Source organism: Campylobacter concisus (assembly GCF_002914195.1).
Taxonomy (GTDB): Bacteria; Campylobacterota; Campylobacteria; order Campylobacterales; family Campylobacteraceae; genus Campylobacter_A; species Campylobacter_A concisus_M.
Genome location: NZ_PPAU01000131.1, coordinates 1 through 16019, shown reverse-complemented (window position 1 = coordinate 16019; position 16019 = coordinate 1). Strand labels below are relative to the sequence as shown.

General features: G+C 39.2%; 17 protein-coding genes, 1 tRNA gene and 1 pseudogene. 7 read left to right on the top strand and 12 right to left on the bottom strand.

Annotated features, from left to right (window positions below; translation table 11 throughout):
* Positions 1–390: 390 nt before the first annotated feature.
* The gene (locus CYP28_RS09110) at positions 391–765 is read right to left on the bottom strand and encodes a RidA family protein (protein WP_103593928.1); all 375 of its coding nucleotides are present in this window, start codon (positions 763–765) and stop codon (positions 391–393) included.
* 96 nt (positions 766–861) lie between these two features.
* Between CYP28_RS09110 and CYP28_RS09105 the strand changes: the two genes are divergently transcribed.
* A complete protein-coding gene (locus CYP28_RS09105; protein WP_103593927.1) occupies positions 862–1335 on the top strand; it encodes a cysteine permease in 474 nt (157 codons plus the stop codon).
* Between the two features lie 32 nt (positions 1336–1367).
* Here the strand turns inward: CYP28_RS09105 and CYP28_RS09100 are convergent, their stop codons facing one another.
* From CYP28_RS09100 to CYP28_RS09090, 3 genes are all read right to left on the bottom strand, one after another.
* On the bottom strand, positions 1368–1928 hold the full coding sequence (locus tag CYP28_RS09100; RefSeq protein ID WP_103593926.1) for a Fe-S-containing hydro-lyase: 561 nt from the start codon (positions 1926–1928) through the stop codon (positions 1368–1370).
* A gap of 9 nt (positions 1929–1937) precedes the next feature.
* Positions 1938–2783, bottom strand: coding sequence for a fumarate hydratase (locus CYP28_RS09095; protein ID WP_103593925.1), 846 nt, complete (start codon positions 2781–2783; stop codon positions 1938–1940).
* A 243-nt stretch (positions 2784–3026) separates the two neighbouring features.
* A complete protein-coding gene (locus CYP28_RS09090; protein ID WP_242047062.1) occupies positions 3027–4337 on the bottom strand; it encodes a hemolysin family protein in 1311 nt (436 codons plus the stop codon).
* Positions 4338–4538: 201 nt separating this feature from the next.
* Between CYP28_RS09090 and CYP28_RS09085 the strand changes: the two genes are divergently transcribed.
* A complete protein-coding gene (locus CYP28_RS09085) occupies positions 4539–5852 on the top strand; it encodes a sodium-dependent transporter (protein ID WP_103593924.1) in 1314 nt (437 codons plus the stop codon).
* A 43-nt stretch (positions 5853–5895) separates the two neighbouring features.
* On the opposite strand, the gene CYP28_RS09080 is transcribed toward CYP28_RS09085, so the two are convergent.
* Positions 5896–6342 carry a DUF411 domain-containing protein gene (locus tag CYP28_RS09080; RefSeq protein WP_103593923.1) on the bottom strand — a complete coding sequence of 149 codons (447 nt, stop codon included), beginning with the start codon at positions 6340–6342 and terminating at the stop codon, positions 5896–5898.
* A 108-nt stretch (positions 6343–6450) separates the two neighbouring features.
* Here CYP28_RS09080 and CYP28_RS09075 point away from each other — a divergent pair, with 108 nt between their 5' ends.
* From CYP28_RS09075 to CYP28_RS09060, 3 genes are all read left to right on the top strand, one after another.
* Positions 6451–7419: a putative transporter gene (locus CYP28_RS09075; RefSeq protein ID WP_103593922.1), complete on the top strand. Its 969-nt coding sequence runs from the start codon at positions 6451–6453 to the stop codon at positions 7417–7419.
* A 437-nt stretch (positions 7420–7856) separates the two neighbouring features.
* Positions 7857–8660, top strand: a complete 804-nt coding sequence (locus CYP28_RS09070) for a M48 family metallopeptidase (protein WP_103593921.1) — start codon at positions 7857–7859, stop codon at positions 8658–8660.
* 506 nt (positions 8661–9166) lie between these two features.
* A tRNA-Ser gene (locus CYP28_RS09060) sits at positions 9167–9254 on the top strand.
* A 178-nt stretch (positions 9255–9432) separates the two neighbouring features.
* Here the strand turns inward: CYP28_RS09060 and CYP28_RS10705 are convergent.
* Genes CYP28_RS10705 through CYP28_RS09045 form a run of 4 tightly spaced genes read right to left on the bottom strand, consistent with a single transcriptional unit; the run spans position 9433 to position 11307 of the window.
* The gene (locus CYP28_RS10705; RefSeq protein WP_242047056.1) at positions 9433–9726 is read right to left on the bottom strand and encodes a hypothetical protein; all 294 of its coding nucleotides are present in this window, start codon (positions 9724–9726) and stop codon (positions 9433–9435) included.
* A gap of 11 nt (positions 9727–9737) precedes the next feature.
* A complete protein-coding gene (locus tag CYP28_RS10700) occupies positions 9738–10241 on the bottom strand; it encodes a methyltransferase domain-containing protein (RefSeq protein WP_242047057.1) in 504 nt (167 codons plus the stop codon).
* Positions 10238–10681: an ABC transporter ATP-binding protein gene (locus CYP28_RS09050; protein ID WP_258034140.1), complete on the bottom strand. Its 444-nt coding sequence runs from the start codon at positions 10679–10681 to the stop codon at positions 10238–10240. Before CYP28_RS09050 ends, CYP28_RS10700 begins: the two co-directional genes overlap by 4 nt.
* Positions 10681–11307: a FecCD family ABC transporter permease gene (locus CYP28_RS09045; RefSeq protein ID WP_258034142.1), complete on the bottom strand. Its 627-nt coding sequence runs from the start codon at positions 11305–11307 to the stop codon at positions 10681–10683. Before CYP28_RS09045 ends, CYP28_RS09050 begins: the two co-directional genes overlap by 1 nt.
* On the opposite strand from CYP28_RS09045, the gene CYP28_RS09040 reads away from it, so the two are divergent.
* The gene (locus tag CYP28_RS09040) at positions 11219–11728 is read left to right on the top strand and encodes a hypothetical protein (RefSeq protein WP_181000448.1); all 510 of its coding nucleotides are present in this window, start codon (positions 11219–11221) and stop codon (positions 11726–11728) included. The genes CYP28_RS09045 and CYP28_RS09040 overlap by 89 nt on opposite strands.
* The gene (locus tag CYP28_RS09035) at positions 11728–11940 is read left to right on the top strand and encodes a molybdopterin biosynthesis protein MoeB (protein WP_181000447.1); all 213 of its coding nucleotides are present in this window, start codon (positions 11728–11730) and stop codon (positions 11938–11940) included. Before CYP28_RS09040 ends, CYP28_RS09035 begins: the two co-directional genes overlap by 1 nt.
* Positions 11941–11947: 7 nt before the next feature.
* Here the strand turns inward: CYP28_RS09035 and CYP28_RS09030 are convergent, their stop codons facing one another.
* From CYP28_RS09030 to CYP28_RS09020, 3 genes and pseudogenes are all read right to left on the bottom strand, one after another.
* Positions 11948–12481 carry a chemotaxis protein gene (locus tag CYP28_RS09030; RefSeq protein ID WP_103593918.1) on the bottom strand — a complete coding sequence of 178 codons (534 nt, stop codon included), beginning with the start codon at positions 12479–12481 and terminating at the stop codon, positions 11948–11950.
* An 88-nt stretch (positions 12482–12569) separates the two neighbouring features.
* The gene (locus tag CYP28_RS09025; RefSeq protein ID WP_103593917.1) at positions 12570–14429 is read right to left on the bottom strand and encodes a TonB-dependent siderophore receptor; all 1860 of its coding nucleotides are present in this window, start codon (positions 14427–14429) and stop codon (positions 12570–12572) included.
* A gap of 165 nt (positions 14430–14594) precedes the next feature.
* A pseudogene (locus CYP28_RS09020) lies at positions 14595–15721 on the bottom strand (PepSY-associated TM helix domain-containing protein).
* Between the last annotated feature and the right edge of the window lie 298 nt (positions 15722–16019).

The window sequence follows — 16019 nt, the reverse complement described above, 5'->3', positions numbered from 1 at the left end:
GGTTTTAGTTTTATTTATTAGTTTGTCTAATCTATTATAAATTATAAAATAATAGACTGGCTCAATCGATCACTTGTTTAGATTTCAAAGATTGACTAATAGTTTAACAATTGTAAGTTAAAAGAACAACGATAAAAAGAAAAGGCTTTATTAACCAATGAAGTTAAAGGTGGTTTCTCGTTTCGTGAGCTGGAATTATATATGAGCAATACTTAAAGATAGTTGAAATATTTAGGGAATTTGAGAAAATTTTATTAGGCGCTTGAAAATTTTAAAGTATGTATTTTTATTATAGGTTTATAGGGTTTAGTTTTTGAAATATAAATTTGGAGAGTTTTTTGCTCTCCATTATATTAAACATTAGATTATATAAATTTTACACAATATCTATTAATAAGCTGCGATAAGCTCTATTTCCACAAGTGCATCTTTTGGCAAAGTCTTAACGGCTACTGTACTTCTAGCAGGATAAGGCTCTTTAAAAAATTTAGTATACACAGTATTTACTTTAACAAAATCTGCCATATCTGCTAGAAATATTGTAGTCTTTACAGTATTATCAAAAGTAAGCCCTGCCTCAGTCAAGATATTTTTTAAATTTTCAAGCGATTGCTCAGCTTGGGCCTCTACGCTACTACCTGCAAACTCACCCGCTGGTGTGACACCAAGCTGACCTGAGATAAATAAAAATCCATTTGAGCTAATAGCTTGAGAATATGGCCCGATCGCTTGTGGAGCATTTTTTGTTGAGATTTGTTTTTTCATATTTTCTCCTTTTAAAAATTTTTAAAATCCTACTATAAATTTTCTAAATTTTTAGTCTCCAAAAGCTATAATGGGCAAAATTTCAAAAGGATGAAGATGCAAAATATACTCGCACCAAATGAGTTTTTAGATGATTATGTGCTCGGTGCTGAATTGGCTAAAAATGCCGGCATCTCATCAAATGCTTATCTTTTTTGGAAAAACGTCATAAGCGCTAAATTTGAAAACTCAAGAATAGTTTTTCTTAGGAAAAATAGCATTCCAGTCAAATTTCAAAACATTATAAAAACTTGCACGCCTTTAAATGGCCTTATTCCAACAGGCGTATTTTGCTCTTTTACCTCGCTTTCTCCTTCTCATCTTGTAGCAAAAAATGGCTCTAAGATCTACGAGCTCTTTAAATTCTATGAGATTTGCGGCATCAAATTTATAGACTTGAAGAAATTTTATGATGATTTTAATCTTAGCTATTCTTATAGAATTTACATTGAAAAGTGTAAATTTTTCTCACCTGCTCCATTTGAAAAACGCATAAAATTAACTGAAACGATGTGTCTTGGATATTATTAAAGTCCGCTAGCTAGCTTGCTAGCGGGATAAATTTATATCTTTTTGTAAGGTGCTTGACCGACTTCATAGAAGTTATTACCGTCGCAGTCAATGGCAACTATTGCTGGGAAATCCTCAACTGTAAGCCTAGCAACTGCCTCTGGTCCTAGTTCTGGGTAAGCCAGCACTTCATATTTTTTGATGCTTTGGCTAATGAGTGCTCCGATACCACCGATAGCAACCATATAAACACAGCATGATTTTTTCATAGCCTCGACTACTGCGTCACTCCTGTAGCCTTTACCGATCATACCATTTATACCAACTTCATTTATCATAGTTGGGGTGTATTTATCCATTCTGCCACTTGTTGTTGGGCCTGCTGCTCCGATAGCTTGGTTTGGCTTGGCTGGAGTTGGTCCGACATAGTAGATAGTCTCACCCTTTAGCTCAACTGGCAGCTTTTCACCACGTGCCAATGTTTCAGTAAGTGCCTTATGTGCAGCGTCACGAGCTGCTATGATAGTGCCTGATATTAGGACATTATCACCTGCTTTTAGGCTCTTTACCACCTCTTTATCAAATGGTGCTGTTATTCTTTTTACTTCCGACATTTTCTCTCCTTAAAGCTCGGCATCTGCGTGGCGTGCAGCATGGCAGTTAATGTTTATAGCAACAGGAAGACCTGCTATGTGGGTTGGATACCACTCGACATTTACTTTAACAGCAGTGGTGTCACCACCAAGTCCTTGAGGACCAACACCAGTTTTACAAGCAAGCTCTAGTAGCTCGTCTTCTAATTTGGCATATCTTGCATCGGAATTTTTACTATCTACTGAACGAACTGCTGCTTCTTTTGCCAAAAGTGCTGCCTTATCCATCGTACCGCCTATGCCAACGCCTATTGTTAGTGGAGGACAGGCATTTGGTCCAGCGTATTTTACAGCCTCCAAAAAGACTTTTTTTACACCTTCTATACCATCAGCTGGCACAAGCATTTTTAAAACTGATTTATTCTCACTACCAAAACCTTTTGGAGCTACTTTTATCTTTAGCTTATCTCCTGGTACGATCCTAGTGTGAATGACGGCTGGAGTGTTATTTGTGGTATTTTTTCTCTCAAAAAGTGGCTCAGCAACGACTGACTTTCTTAGATAGCCTCCAATGTAGCCTTCCGCAATGCCCTCATTTATCGCATCTTCAATATATCCACCCTCAATATGCACATCTTGGCCGATCTGCACAAAAACAACCGTCATGCCTGTATCTTGGCAGATAGGTGCAACGCCCTCTTCCGCAAGCTTAGCATTTTGTAAAATTTTGCCCAAAATGTCTTTGCCTAGCGACGAGCTTTCGCTACTTTGAGCCTTTGTAAAAGCAGCCTTTAAATCTGGCGTCACGACATAACAGGCCTGTTTGCAAAGCTTAGCAACGACTTCTCTTATATCCTTTACATTTATTATTCTCATCTTTACTCCTCGTAAAAAACAATTTTTAATTATATTAACTATATTTAAAATTTAAGATTAAATTTTACTGCTGGATATCTACTCGAAAAAATTTATATGAGTTTATTTTGTTTGGCCACAACTAGAAGACTTGTCTAAAACAAAAATTTAATGAAATAAGCGATGGTGAAATTGAGTCTAGAGCATCACAATATTGATAGAAATTTAAATAACATGGCTTATTTAAGCCATAAATATATAAATTTAAGATTGAATGCTCTCCTCTTCATTTTTTATCTTTTTTCTAACTTTGACTCGTGATATGCTAGCTCCATCCATCTTTCTTACTTCGTAGTAGCAGTTTTCGTCCTCGATCTTATCACCTACAACTGGCAAACGACCGATTAGGTTGAAGACATATCCACCGATTGTAACTTGATCCGTCTCTTCGTCAAAGCTTATACCAAGAACCTCTTCAACGCTCTCTAGATCATATCTACCTTGAAATTCGTAAATATTGTCATTTATCTTTTTATAGTGCTGATCGACCTCGTCGTGCTCGTCGTTAAAGTCACCAAGCACCTCCTCCATGATGTCCTCCATCGTAAGAAGACCAGCCGTGCCACCATACTCATCAACGACAAGTGCAGCTGAAATTTGCTCTTTATTCATCATTACAAGCACTTTTGAGATAGAGAGGCTCTCAGGCACGATGACAAATTTACGCACAATCGCGTCAAAACTCTTCTCTTTGTCTTTGCTAAAGTGAAGTTGCAAAATATCTCTAATGTGTATCATGCCCAAAATAATATCTTTTGAGCCATCTATATAAGGAAAGCGAGTGTATTTTGACTCAAATACAACTTGTAAATTCTCCTCAAAACTCTTTTGTTTATTTATGCAGATCATATCGCGTCTTGGCGTCATGATCTCTTTTGCGACTGTGTCGCTAAAATCAACTGCATTTTTAATGATCTCAGTCTCAAAACTATCAAGCACACCGCCCTTTAAGCTCTCACCAACGATGATTTTTATCTCTTCTTCAGAGTGGGCTAGCTCATTTTCTTTAGCTGGCTGGATGCCTAAAATTTTAAGTCCAATGGTCGCTAAAATATCAAAAAGCTTAATTACAGGCGAAAATAGCACCCAGAAAAAGTGAAGTGGACGAGCAATTTTTAATACTGAAGTCTCGGCCTTTGCTATAGCAACTGACTTTGGCACAAGCTCACCCATTACAACGTGAAGTAGCGTAATAAGCGTAAATGCGATCGCAAAACCAACCGTATGAACTAAGATATCACTAAAGTTGAAGAAATTTTTAAGTGGAGCTTCTATAAGTCTTGCAACCGCTGGCTCACCGATCCAACCAAGAGCAAGTGAGCTTAGTGTGATGCCAAGCTGAGTGGCACTAAGATAAGTATCAAGCTTGTTTGACATCTCAAAAGCAAGCTGAGCGTTTGGCTTTTTCTCCTTAATAAGCTCTTCAAGTCTAGACTTACGAACTTTAACAAGAGAAAATTCTGATAAAACAAAAAAGGCATTTAGTAAAATGAATACAATGGCAAGTATTACCATTAAAAGCGAATTATCGCTACTGGGGTTCAATTATGATCCTTAAGAGTTAAAAATTTTTGCCAGATTATAGCAAATTTATATTTAGCGGTCAAATTAATCGCGCTCAAAAGTAACAACATTTCTTAAATTTAAGATTTATAAAAAGTTCTTAAATCATATTTTGATAACATTATTTTCATCACTAAATTTATGGATTTTACAATGAGCAAAAAGAATTTTTCATCGCGCTGGGCATTTATATTGGCCTGTGTTGGATCAGCAGTTGGCATGGCAAATGTCTGGGGCTTTCCTTATAAACTTGGCACAAATGGCGGTGCAGCGTTTTTACTCATCTATGTTTTTTTCATAGCTCTTTTTTCATATGTTGGTCTAAGTGCAGAGTATGCGATCGGTAGACGTGCAAAGACTGGTACGCTTGGATCATATAAATATGCTTGGCAAAGTAGAAATTTAGGTGTATTTGGCAGTATTATTGGCTGGCTTCCGCTTGCTGGTTCACTTTGTATAGCCATCGGCTATGCAGTCATCATCGCCTACATACTAAAGGCCCTTACTCAGGCACTCACTGGCTCATTTATGAGCGTTGATACGAACGTTTGGTTTAACTCATTTGCACTTCAAGATTACTCAGTCTTACCTTATCATTTTATCATCGTTGTTGGCACGCTTCTTACACTATTTTTTGGGGCAAAAAGTATCGAAAAAACAAATCAAATAATGATGCCACTGTTTTTTGTATTATTTAGCATTTTGGCTATAAATGTTGCGATGCTGCCAAATGCATTTGATGGGTATAAATTCCTTTTTATTCCTGACTTTAGTAAGCTTGCAGACCCGATGGTATGGGTTTCTGCGATGGGTCAAGCCTTTTTCTCGCTCTCTATCACAGGATCTGGCATGATAGTTTATGGAGCGTACCTTTCAAAAGATGAAGATATCGTTGAAAGTGCTAAAACTACGGCTTTTTTTGATACTATCGCAGCTCTTGTGGCCGCTCTTGTTATGATCCCAGCAGTCTTTGCCTATGCTATGGATCCAGCCGAAGGTCCAAAGCTACTTTTTGTAACGCTTCCAAAAATTTTACAAAATATGATCGGCGGACAAATTTTTGCGATCATACTATTTACCGCAGTCATCTTTGGTGGTATCACTTCGCTTCAAAATATGTTTGAAGTAGTCGCCGAGTCACTAATGCATAAATTTCCGCTCCTTAGTAGATTTTGTACGCTCACGCTACTTTGTGCAGTTTGCTTTGGCATAGGAGCATTTATGGAGCCTATTAGCAGTTGGGGACCTTGGATGGACTTTGTGTCGATCTATATCATTCCAATCGGCGCGGTAATCGGGGCTATTTCTTGGTTTTGGATTATTAAAAAAGATGAAATTTTAGACGAGATAAATTCCGGAGCAAATAAATCTTATGGTAATTTCTGGTATTTTGTAGGCAAATTTATCTACGTTCCGCTAACATTTTTACTTTGTATCATAGCCGTAAGTAAGGGAATTTCTTTTTAAATTTAGCTCGCCAAAAAATGAGCTAAATTTAAAAATTTTGAAGTTATCTTAGTTTTTTTGTGCCGATGTAAGTGGCAAAAATTTCTTGTGAGCCATCTTTTTTAAAGAGTATGACGTCGTATTGCTCAGCTTTACTGCCTTGCTCCATACCTTGGCTCTCCATCGGCATGCCAGGTACTGAGATACCAACTACGTCTTTTGGCTTAAGCTCTAGTAGGCGCTTTACCTCATCGGCTGGGACATGACCTTCTATGATATATCCATCAATGATTGCTGTATGGCAGCTTGAAAGCTCTAGTGGCACATTAAATTCTTTCTTAACTTTAGCTATATCATCTACTTTTATGACCTCTTCGCTAAATCCAGCTTTCTGCATCGCCTCACCCCAGCTAGTACAACATCCACAAGTTGGGCTTTTATAGACCTTCATATCAGCCGCGAACGCAAGTGTTGCAAAAAAGCCAAGAGCCAAAAATGCTATTTTTTTCATCATTTTCCTTTACGTAAAATTTGCAAAATGATATAGTTCGCATTTAAATTTTATATAAATGCTTAATATTGCTTGCTATAATTCGCCAAAATTTACAAAAGGCACTTTATGTTTTCATCATTTTTTAAAGATAAAAAATGGGCACTCTGGGCTTATGGCGGAGCGATATTTATCATCTTGCTTCTTGTTTATCAAACACACCTAAATGTCCGTATAAACGAGTGGTATAAAAATTTCTACGACATCGTGCAAAACTCAAAAGATCATGATGTAAGTGAGTTTTGGCGAGAAATTTTTAACTTTATAAAAATTGCTATGCCTTACGTCGTGACTTACACTGTGATCTCGTTTTTTGCTAGCCACTGGGTCTTTCGCTGGAGAGAGGCGATGACGTTTAGATATCTAAAATTTTGGCAAAACTGCGAAAGTGATATCGAGGGCAGCTCACAGCGTATCCAAGAAGATATCTACCGCTTTGCCAAAATAATGGAAAGCCTTGGCGTGCAGGTTTTAAGGGCAATCATGACGCTAATTGCCTTTATACCAGTACTTTGGGAGCTAAGTAAGAGCGTGAGTTTGCCTTACATCAAAGATATCGAAGGCTCGCTTGTTTATATCGCTTTGATAATTAGTATCGGCGGCTTAATTATTTCGTGGTTTGTGGGCATTAAACTCCCGCATATCGAGTATAACAACCAAAAAGCAGAAGCAGCATTTAGAAAAGAGCTGGTTTATGGCGAGGATGATAAGTCTAAATTTTGCCGACCAAATGTGATGCTGGAACTTTTTACAGGTGTCAAACTAAACTACTACAAGCTATTTTTGCATTATGGCTACTTTAATCTCTGGCTTATCTCCTTTTCACAAATTCTTGTCATCGTGCCTTATATCATAATGGGAAACGGCCTATTTAGCGGTGTTATAACGCTTGGTGTGCTTATACAAGCTAGCAATGCCTTCTCGCAGGTCAGAGAGAGTTTTAGCGTCTTTATCGATAACTGGACGACGATAACGGAGCTAAGATCGGTCAATAAGCGTTTGAGAGAATTTGAGAGAAATATAAACTATAAGGCGTAGGCGTAAATTTACATACCAAATAAACTCTAGTAAATTTTAAAATTTCATGAGCGAGTAATTTCGGCTCTAAAATTTGAGCTAAGCTATAAGCGAAGCCAAATTTTAGTAGTCAATTCTTGCGAGTGAATGAGATTTTAAAATTTGCAAAAAAGCTTTATTAAATTCGTAAATTTCTTTTTATTTAAAAGGGAGACAAGGGGACTTGAATTACGAAGCCGTCCCCTTATCCCCCTTTTTGAATCCCCTAAACCCCTCGCACGTTAGGAGTGGCATGCAATCGTGCTGGCGCACTGCATGCGTTTTATTTTAGAAAATTTCTGACAAATTTTAAAATTTGTAAGCCGTTTCAGCTCCAAAAATTAAATTTTCCCCTCGTTTAACAATGCATATCTAGCTCAGGCTATAATACGCAAAATTTTAGTCCAAAAAGGATAAAAATGAAAAAATTTCTACTTACATTGTTAGCGACTAGTTTGCTCTTTACTGGCTGCTCAAGCGTTACAAAAGCAGGCGTTGTTGGTGCTGATCGTAAGCAATTTATGCTAGTCTCATCAGAAGCTATGGAGCAAAGCTCAGCCCAAGCCTACGTCAAGACGCTAACAGCTGCTAGAAGTAAAGGCGAGCTAAATGTTGATCCTATCCTTACAAAAAGAGTTCAAGATATCGCCAAAAGGCTCATCGCCCAAACTGGCGTTTTTAGGGATGACGCTCTAAAATGGAAGTGGCAAGTAAATGTCATTAATGAAGATACGCTAAATGCTTGGTGTATGCCAGGGGGAAGGATAGTCGTTTATAGTGGCATTATAAAAAGGCTAAATTTAACAGATGCGCAGCTAGCTGCGGTCATGGGACACGAGATCGCACACGCTCTTAGGGAGCACAGCAGAGAGCAAGCAAGTGCTGATCAGATGAAAAGCATAGGTATCTTTGCAATAGCCACAGCTACTGGCCTTGGCGATCTTGGAGCTAATGCTCTAAATTTAGCTAGCGAATACACCATATCTCTGCCGTTTTCTCGCTCGCATGAGACCGAGGCTGATCACATCGGTACTGAACTAATGGCAAGAGCCGGATACGATCCAAAAGAAGCGGTCGAAGTCTGGGTAAAAATGAGCAAGATGAGTGGCGGAAAGGTGCCTGAAATTTTAAGCACTCACCCATCAAATGAGAGCAGGATCAAGGACTTAAAAGAGGTCGCAGCAAAGCTTGAGCCAGTCTATCAAGCTGCCAAAAGAGGCTAGGCTTTAAAAAATTTGAGCGATCTTGAAATGGTTGCTCAAATTTATAACTAGTGCGTTTTAGAAAAACTGCAACTGATAATATATAGCTAGTTGACATGAATTAGCAAGAGCCTTGGCTTAAAACTCACAACAACTCTCGCCCAATCTTTATCTATAAAGAAAATGGTGAAATTTTAGGCTGGTGTTTTGCTTAGTAATTTTAATCCTAAAATAAGTTTAGAAATAAGTATCTATGCAGCCAAAAAGGCTCTTGGCATGGGCATTGGCAAGTAGCTTTTAAGTCAAAGTCTAGATGAGGCAAAGAGGCTAAATTTAAAAAATTATCGCTCTAATATTTAGTGAAAATGAAGAAACTCTTAGGCTATTTTTAAAATTTGGCTTTAAAAAATGGAATGAATTGCCCAGCATTTGTCTGATGGATAATGAGTACAAAAATGTCGTTATCTTGGGGCCAAACTTTAAAAGCCAAGCATTAAGCAAATAAAGATATAATTCCACTTCTTCATGGGTAGATGTCCGAGCGGTTTAAGGAGCACGCCTGGAACGCGTGTGTGGGGCAACTCACCGAGAGTTCGAATCTCTCTCTGCCCGCCATAAAACTATCTACAACTTAATGTCTACTGACCTTTATTTTATTGCTTAAAACATTGACACTAAGCAAAAACCACTTTATAAATCTTGCCAATTATCTTTTACTTTTGTCATAGTTAGGCATATAACTAACATTAAATTTTGCTCCATTTTAGGAGTAATTTTAACTATATTCTTAAATTTAGATTCTATTTGCCTTATCGACAGTTACGAATGCCCAGTGCATAAATTCTTGTTTCGGTTTATATTTACCGCTGTTAAAATACTCCGCTAGCCGCGCCTCCTCAGTTTTGCTTAGCTCGCCGCCAAGCCCCCAGCGCGTCTTTTGTATGAGCTCCTGCGCGCTTGTTTCTGGGCCCGCATGACACTTGGCTTTTATATAGCTTAGGCTTGGCAAATAGCCCATTTGAAACAAGATGTTTAAAAGATAGACGAAGTCGGGCTTTTGCTCCACCTTGCGCCCTATCGCATCCAAAATCTCCTCATCTACGAAGCTGCCACCGACCTTAAACGTGATATAAAGCGATTTTTTGGTCTTTGAAAGAAGCTTGTTAAGCGTAGTTTTAGATCGTCCATCTCAAGGCAGCGCGAGGCCAAAACCACGTCGCACGCTGGCACGTCCGACCAGTCGTCCTCAAAGGCTTTTTGCGCAAATTTAATGTTTTGCGCGCCGTAAATTTGAGCGTTTTGCCTGGCAAACTCTAGCATCTTAGGCAAAAAGTCGTAGCCGTAAATTTGATCCGCTTTTTTAGCCGTCAGCACGCTTAGCGCGCCCGCTCCGTACGCAAAGTCAAGCAGCGTAGAAACGCCCGTAAAATCGACCTTATCTATAAATTCTTGCGCGTAGGCGCTTTTCATCACGCCCTCGTTGAAGCTAGGCGCCTTTTTGTCCCAGTCCTCTGCAATTTTTTTGCCGAATGAACTTCTCGCCTTTTGCTCTTTGTAAAGCTTGTTAAAGTCGATCTCGTCGTAGTTTGAAGGTAAAATCATAATCTATCCTCGTACTTTTCGTAGTTTATGCCGTATATTTTATCGATATTTTCGGCATTTATGAGCTGCTCGCTGCGCCCGAAGGCTAAAATTTCGCCGTCTTTTATAAACAGCGTCAAGCTTGAGACGAATTTCGCGTGGCGCGGGTAGTACGTCGTCTGCACGAAGGTGTAGCCCTCGTCGCCTAGCGCCTTTATCATCTCGAGCAGCCTAATTTGATTGCCGAAGTCCAGCCCATTAGTCGGCTCGTCCATAAAGATCACTTTCGCGCCTTGAACCAGCGTGCGCGCGATGTACGCCAGCTGCCGCTCGCCGCCGCTGACCCTCGTATAGGGCGCATGCGTCTGCGGCACATAGGCGACGAGTGAGACGAGTCCCTTTTTGCCGTAGTCGCGCACGCTTTTGCCTGCGATTAGCACCTCTATCAAATTTTCTCGCATCAAAAGCTCCTCTTGGCGCGGCGAAGCACGATGATAAACATCGGAATGCCAAATAGCGAGGTCACGATGCCGATGGGGATCTCAAAGGTAAAGATGAGCCGCGAGAAGCTGTCGCAAAAGAGCAGAAATATCGCGCCGATCATCGCCGAGCTAGCCAGAACCGCGCGGTTGTCGGCACCGAAGATAAAGCGCGCGATGTGCGGCACGATAAGCCCGATCCAGCCGATGATGCCTGCGATAGTCACGCTAAGTGCGCTAACGAAGGTCGCGACTAGGATGATAAAAATTTTAACCCACGTCGTGTTTACGCCCAGGCTCTTTGCCTCCTCTTCGCCAAGGCTTAGCGCGTTTAGGTATTTGCCGCTAAGCAAAAGTAGCAAAACGCCCGCGCACATCGGCAGGATCGAAATTTGGATGAAGCTTTTGGACGCAAAGCCGAGGCTTCCCATCAAAAAATAGGTGATCGCAGGAAGCGCGTCGTTCGGGTCTGCGGCATATTTTAGCACCGAGAACAGCGAGGTAAAGAGCGAGCCGCTGATGACGCCGCCAAGAACTAGCACGATGACGCTACCGCTGCGCGAATACAGCGCTGAACCAGGTATCGCAGCTGTTTTCAAAGACGATATAAAAGATACGAAAGAGCTAATAAATTTTGGCAAAAATGCAAAAAATATGCTCCTAACCACAAAGCAAGCTTTTGAGATAGCTATGGCGCAAAATGTATTTTTAAAAGCTCTTACGCCAAATGCCAATGGCGTTATCGGCGCTCTTGCTGGTATAGGTCTTAGGCTTAGCGGAAGTGACGGAAAAATCAGAGGCAAATTTAAAATAAATGAGTCAAAGCTAAGCGTTGCTAAGCTTACAGAGCTTCCATTTATCGAGGCGGTTTTGAACGAGAATTTTAAAGAGCTAGCAAAAGATGAGATGATAAATTTAGGTGGCACTTTAAAGCCTATATTTTGGCATCACAAGGCAACTTTACTTGTGCAAAAAGACAAAAATGATGAGTTTAGAAATTTAAATATAAAAGAGCTTCGGGAATTTTGATGATGCAAAATTTCAATGAGAAAAATGAGTTTAAATACGGTAAATTTAACTACGAAAAAGCTCGCCAAATAGCCCAAGACTGCGCTAATTTTAAGCTAGATAACGACGAAGAAGAGATGGCTTGTAGAGGTGAGAGAAGCTGCTATGACTGCGCATTTAGGCACTGGAGTAAAGATAGCTTCATCTGCATGGCACAAGCTAGCAAAGGCTAAGCTAGCTCTATGCGACCATTTTTTTATCTTTAAGTTTTCCGCCACGTTTATACTTTAGCTCGCCGCAAAATCTCTTGCCAAATTTCGCCTCAATGATAAGAACTAGCACGAAAAATATCTTTTCATCATTCATTCGTGCGATCTGGCGTAGAGTTTGGCTAGCGTCATTAAATTTAACCCCATTTTTACGTAAAGTTTCGCAAAAAATAGCCTCGTCAAAGCCCAACATTTGCGAAATTTCAGTTATGCTGTATGGCTCTAGTGAGGCGATGATTCGGTCCATATTACAAATGCTTGGATTTTTACTGCGCGTTAGCACATCCATTGTTTCATTTATTAGTTTTACTAGCTTCTTTCTGCGATTTATAACGTGAAGTATTGCAGCAAGCAATATTAAGAAACCTGCGATTTTATGGGCATTTAGTAAGTACTCATTATATTCGCCAAGCGCAAAATTTACACCAGAAAATGCGAGCATACAAAGCCCCAAAATAAGAACTAAAACAAGACAGAATTTATAAATAACCTCTACTTTAAACATGACACTCATCCTAAAATATATTTTTCTAATTATACACTTTAGGAGTTGAAAGTTATCACCAGCTTATTTGGCTGGTGATTTAATTAGATTAAAAATTATAGTTAAAGCTTAGATTAAAGGTGCGTGAGTCACCATAAACCATCATGTTTTTGCCGATGCCCTCGTAGTATTTTTTATTAAATAGATTGTCGATATTCAGCTGCACGTCAAAGTTTTTAGCAAATTTATAACCAAGCATTAAATTAGCCAAAGTGTAGCCTTTTTGTGTGATTTTATCTGCGTCTTTGTAAATTTTACTCTTATACATAGCTCCAGCTCCTACTCTAAAGTCCCTAAATTCATACTTTGCAAATAAATTTGCCGTGCTTCTTGATGAGTCGGTGGCATACTTCTCACCTTTGGCATCTTTTGCGTTAAAGTGCGTTGCACCAAAGCTTAGGCTTAAGTTTTTAGTGATCTCGCCGTTTATATCTAGCTCGACACCCTTGCTTGTGACGCCTTTGCCAGCTTCATATATATCGGCATTTGTCGCTGGATTTTTCCTACCAGTATTTATGCCAAGCTTGTCTTGTACGATCTTAAAGACGCCAAGACTTGCTTGAAGCGCCCCGTCAAGATACTCGCCTTTGATGCCCACTTCATAGTCCTTGCCTTGGATCGGATCAAGATACTTGTCATTTGCATCCTTTGCGTTTTGAGGTTTAAATATACTCGTGTAGCTGGCGTATAGAGTGTGGTTTGCTCCGATATCATAAGTGATGCCAAGATATGGCGTGATCTCATTTGTGAAATTTCTATTGCCTTTGCCACCCTCGATCTCGTATTTGTAGTAGCTCACCCTGGCACCTAGCAAAAATTTAAGCTCATCAGTGATTGATAGTTTATTTGCCGCGTAAAATGCCTTTTGTATCGTTTTGTCTTTATTGTTTTGATCGGCGTAAGGTAGCTTCGGGTCGTCTAGGTGCAGGTTATTAAAATCTATCCTAGTGCGCGCCGCATAGGCTAGGCCTGCCGGAGTCGTGCGGCTATTCCAGTAGCTACTGACCTTATCGGAGCTGTTTTGGTAGTTGTTATACATCGCGCCAAAGACAAACTCATGAGATAAATTTGCTAGCTCGTAAGGGATATTTGCGTATGCATCTACGTTGTGGATATTCTCCTCTCTTTTGTTTGCATAGGCGCTAAGACCACCTATGTTGCCGGTGTCATCTAAATTTACCGCTCCGCCATAGTAGAGTAGATTTGAATCAGTGTTTGCCCGTCTAAATGAGTAGCTTAAATTTAAGCTCGCTTCGTTTTCAAAGTAGTGCTTAAAATCAGCGTAAAAATCAAGCGTTTTTATATCCCATCTAGTCCAAGGCTGAGAGAAAATTTCATTTTTACTAAAATTTGTCCTAGAGCCATCTGAGTAAAATGCTGGCATACCGCCCCATCTAACCCCGTGGCGTCTTAACTCTTGATAAAATGCACCAAGACTAAGCCATGAGTTATCACCTATGTCGCTATCGACTACGCCATAAATCGCACTATTTTTGCGGTTGTAATAATTCATATAAGAGTGCGACTTCTCATGCATAAAAGATAGCCTTGCTCTAACGCTTCCGCCCTCATTTACTGGCGTTTGCACATCGCCATTTACGCCATATCTATCGTATGAGCCAGCGCTTACGCCAAAATTTCCTTTTAGCTCCTTTGAGTCTGCTCTTTTTCTTATGAAATTTAAGCTTGCAGCTGGGTTGCCAGCGCCTGCAAGTAGGCCATTTGCCCCTTTTACCACCTCAACTCTTTCATAAGGCAGCAAGCTCATATCATTTGCGCCAAGACTAAAACCACCAAAGCTAGGCATCGAATCAAGCAAGCAATAATCTATCTTAAAGCCACGAGCCGTCGGATATGCGCGCTCGTCCATTTTGTTTAGCGTGACGCCTGGGACATTTCTAAGAAGCATGATAGTCCTTGATGCCTTGATCTTTTAGCCTAGCCTCTGTTAGCACAGTTAGCGACTGGGGCGTTTGACGAGAGGTTAAATTTAGCCTAGTTGTGCTCTTTACAAGCTCTTTTGCAAAGTAGTTTGCATCGTCTCTTCGCTCGCTTTCTACGACATCAATTGCCTCTAAAATTTTATCGCTTTGGCTAGCAAAATTTGAGGTTGCATCAAATTTAATGCAACCAAACTAATTAAAATTTTTTTCATTTTTCTCCTTTTGAAATTTCTTTTAATCCACAAATAAAGCCCTGAGATACTTAAAATAAGCGGTGAAATACCAACCAAAAACCAGATAAATTTTGTGAATTGGTTGTAGTTGCCAAAGTACGATTTTCTAAATGCTGAGAGAATTTCTTCGCTTAGATTTGCATTTTTTATGTCCAAAATACTTACTAATTCACCGCTATTTTTATCGTAAATTAATATGCTTGAATATTCGTTATGTAAGAAATTTTGATCTTTTACATAGCCAAAAAGGCGTATATTTGCTCCTTGCATAAAAGGCAGTGAGATGAAGTGTGGCTCAAAGCCAGCAAGATCATTTTTTGAGCGGGCTACCAGCTCGTCAAGAGATAGGCCTTTGTTATAAATTTTTGCATCTATAACGAAGTCATTTTTAAACTCTGGCATGCCTGCCATCTGAAATTCCCACCAAACACCATTTATGCAAATGAGCAGTAAAATAGGCGTAGAAAAATTCCTATCATTTTATGAATGTCGCTCATAAAAATATTTAGCCTATTTACACGAAGCCTAAGTAGTGTCAGCCAAAATTTTCTATAAATCACGAAACCACTTATGCAGATAAAAAATGTAAAAATAGCGGTTAAAGTAAGGATAACGTGACCGCTCTTTCCTAGAAATAGCGACTCATGAAGCTCGGTTAAAACTCCAAAAAATCCCTCATCATGTGCGAGTGGTCCGCTCTTTATCTTACCGCTAAAAGCGTCAAAATAGATAAATTTCCACTCTTTTTGGCTGTCATTATGCTCGATTAACCAAATTTTGTCGCATTTTTTAAGGTTTGTATCGATGTTGATGCCGACCATCTCGTAGCCGCCAAGCTCGCTTGCGATGATCTCTCTTTGCTCATCAAAGCTGATCCTTTTGCTTAAATTTTCTTTGTTTAAATTTACATTTACGACATTTGGAGCAAGAAGGCTGTTTAGCTCATCTTTATAAACGAGGATCGCACCGCTAAAACAAACTACTGCAAGTGGAATAAAAAATAAAAGAGATAAATAAGTGTGCACTTTATAAAAAAATTTTTGATTTAGAAATTTCACTTTCTTTTAAAGCCTTTTAATAGTAGGTTTTGATAATGGCTCGCAATCTTACACAAAATTTACTTTGATAATATTTAAAACTATTATCAATTATGATTTCAAAAAAGAAAAATTTTTATAGAATGTAAATTGAAAAAAAATAAATAGATTTGATTTTTAAAAGAATAAACAACTCCTCTTTGTGTATACGAAAAGCCAGAAAAGGGGGAAGCAAAGACTTATCAGTTACAAAAAGGAGGGTCCATTTAGGACGATGAAATAGTAT

Coding starts and splice junctions, on each gene's coding strand:
- CYP28_RS09110 (WP_103593928.1), bottom strand. CDS start 765: ATGAAAAAACAAATCTCAACAAAAAATGCTCCACAAGCGATCGGGCCA.
- CYP28_RS09105 (WP_103593927.1), top strand. CDS start 862: ATGCAAAATATACTCGCACCAAATGAGTTTTTAGATGATTATGTGCTC.
- CYP28_RS09100 (WP_103593926.1), bottom strand. CDS start 1,928: ATGTCGGAAGTAAAAAGAATAACAGCACCATTTGATAAAGAGGTGGTA.
- CYP28_RS09095 (WP_103593925.1), bottom strand. CDS start 2,783: ATGAGAATAATAAATGTAAAGGATATAAGAGAAGTCGTTGCTAAGCTT.
- CYP28_RS09090 (WP_242047062.1), bottom strand. CDS start 4,337: ATGGTAATACTTGCCATTGTATTCATTTTACTAAATGCCTTTTTTGTT.
- CYP28_RS09085 (WP_103593924.1), top strand. CDS start 4,539: ATGAGCAAAAAGAATTTTTCATCGCGCTGGGCATTTATATTGGCCTGT.
- CYP28_RS09080 (WP_103593923.1), bottom strand. CDS start 6,342: ATGAAAAAAATAGCATTTTTGGCTCTTGGCTTTTTTGCAACACTTGCG.
- CYP28_RS09075 (WP_103593922.1), top strand. CDS start 6,451: ATGTTTTCATCATTTTTTAAAGATAAAAAATGGGCACTCTGGGCTTAT.
- CYP28_RS09070 (WP_103593921.1), top strand. CDS start 7,857: ATGAAAAAATTTCTACTTACATTGTTAGCGACTAGTTTGCTCTTTACT.
- CYP28_RS10700 (WP_242047057.1), bottom strand. CDS start 10,241: ATGATTTTACCTTCAAACTACGACGAGATCGACTTTAACAAGCTTTAC.
- CYP28_RS09050 (WP_258034140.1), bottom strand. CDS start 10,681: ATGCGAGAAAATTTGATAGAGGTGCTAATCGCAGGCAAAAGCGTGCGC.
- CYP28_RS09040 (WP_181000448.1), top strand. CDS start 11,219: ATGACGCCGCCAAGAACTAGCACGATGACGCTACCGCTGCGCGAATAC.
- CYP28_RS09035 (WP_181000447.1), top strand. CDS start 11,728: ATGATGCAAAATTTCAATGAGAAAAATGAGTTTAAATACGGTAAATTT.
- CYP28_RS09030 (WP_103593918.1), bottom strand. CDS start 12,481: ATGTTTAAAGTAGAGGTTATTTATAAATTCTGTCTTGTTTTAGTTCTT.
- CYP28_RS09025 (WP_103593917.1), bottom strand. CDS start 14,429: ATGCTTCTTAGAAATGTCCCAGGCGTCACGCTAAACAAAATGGACGAG.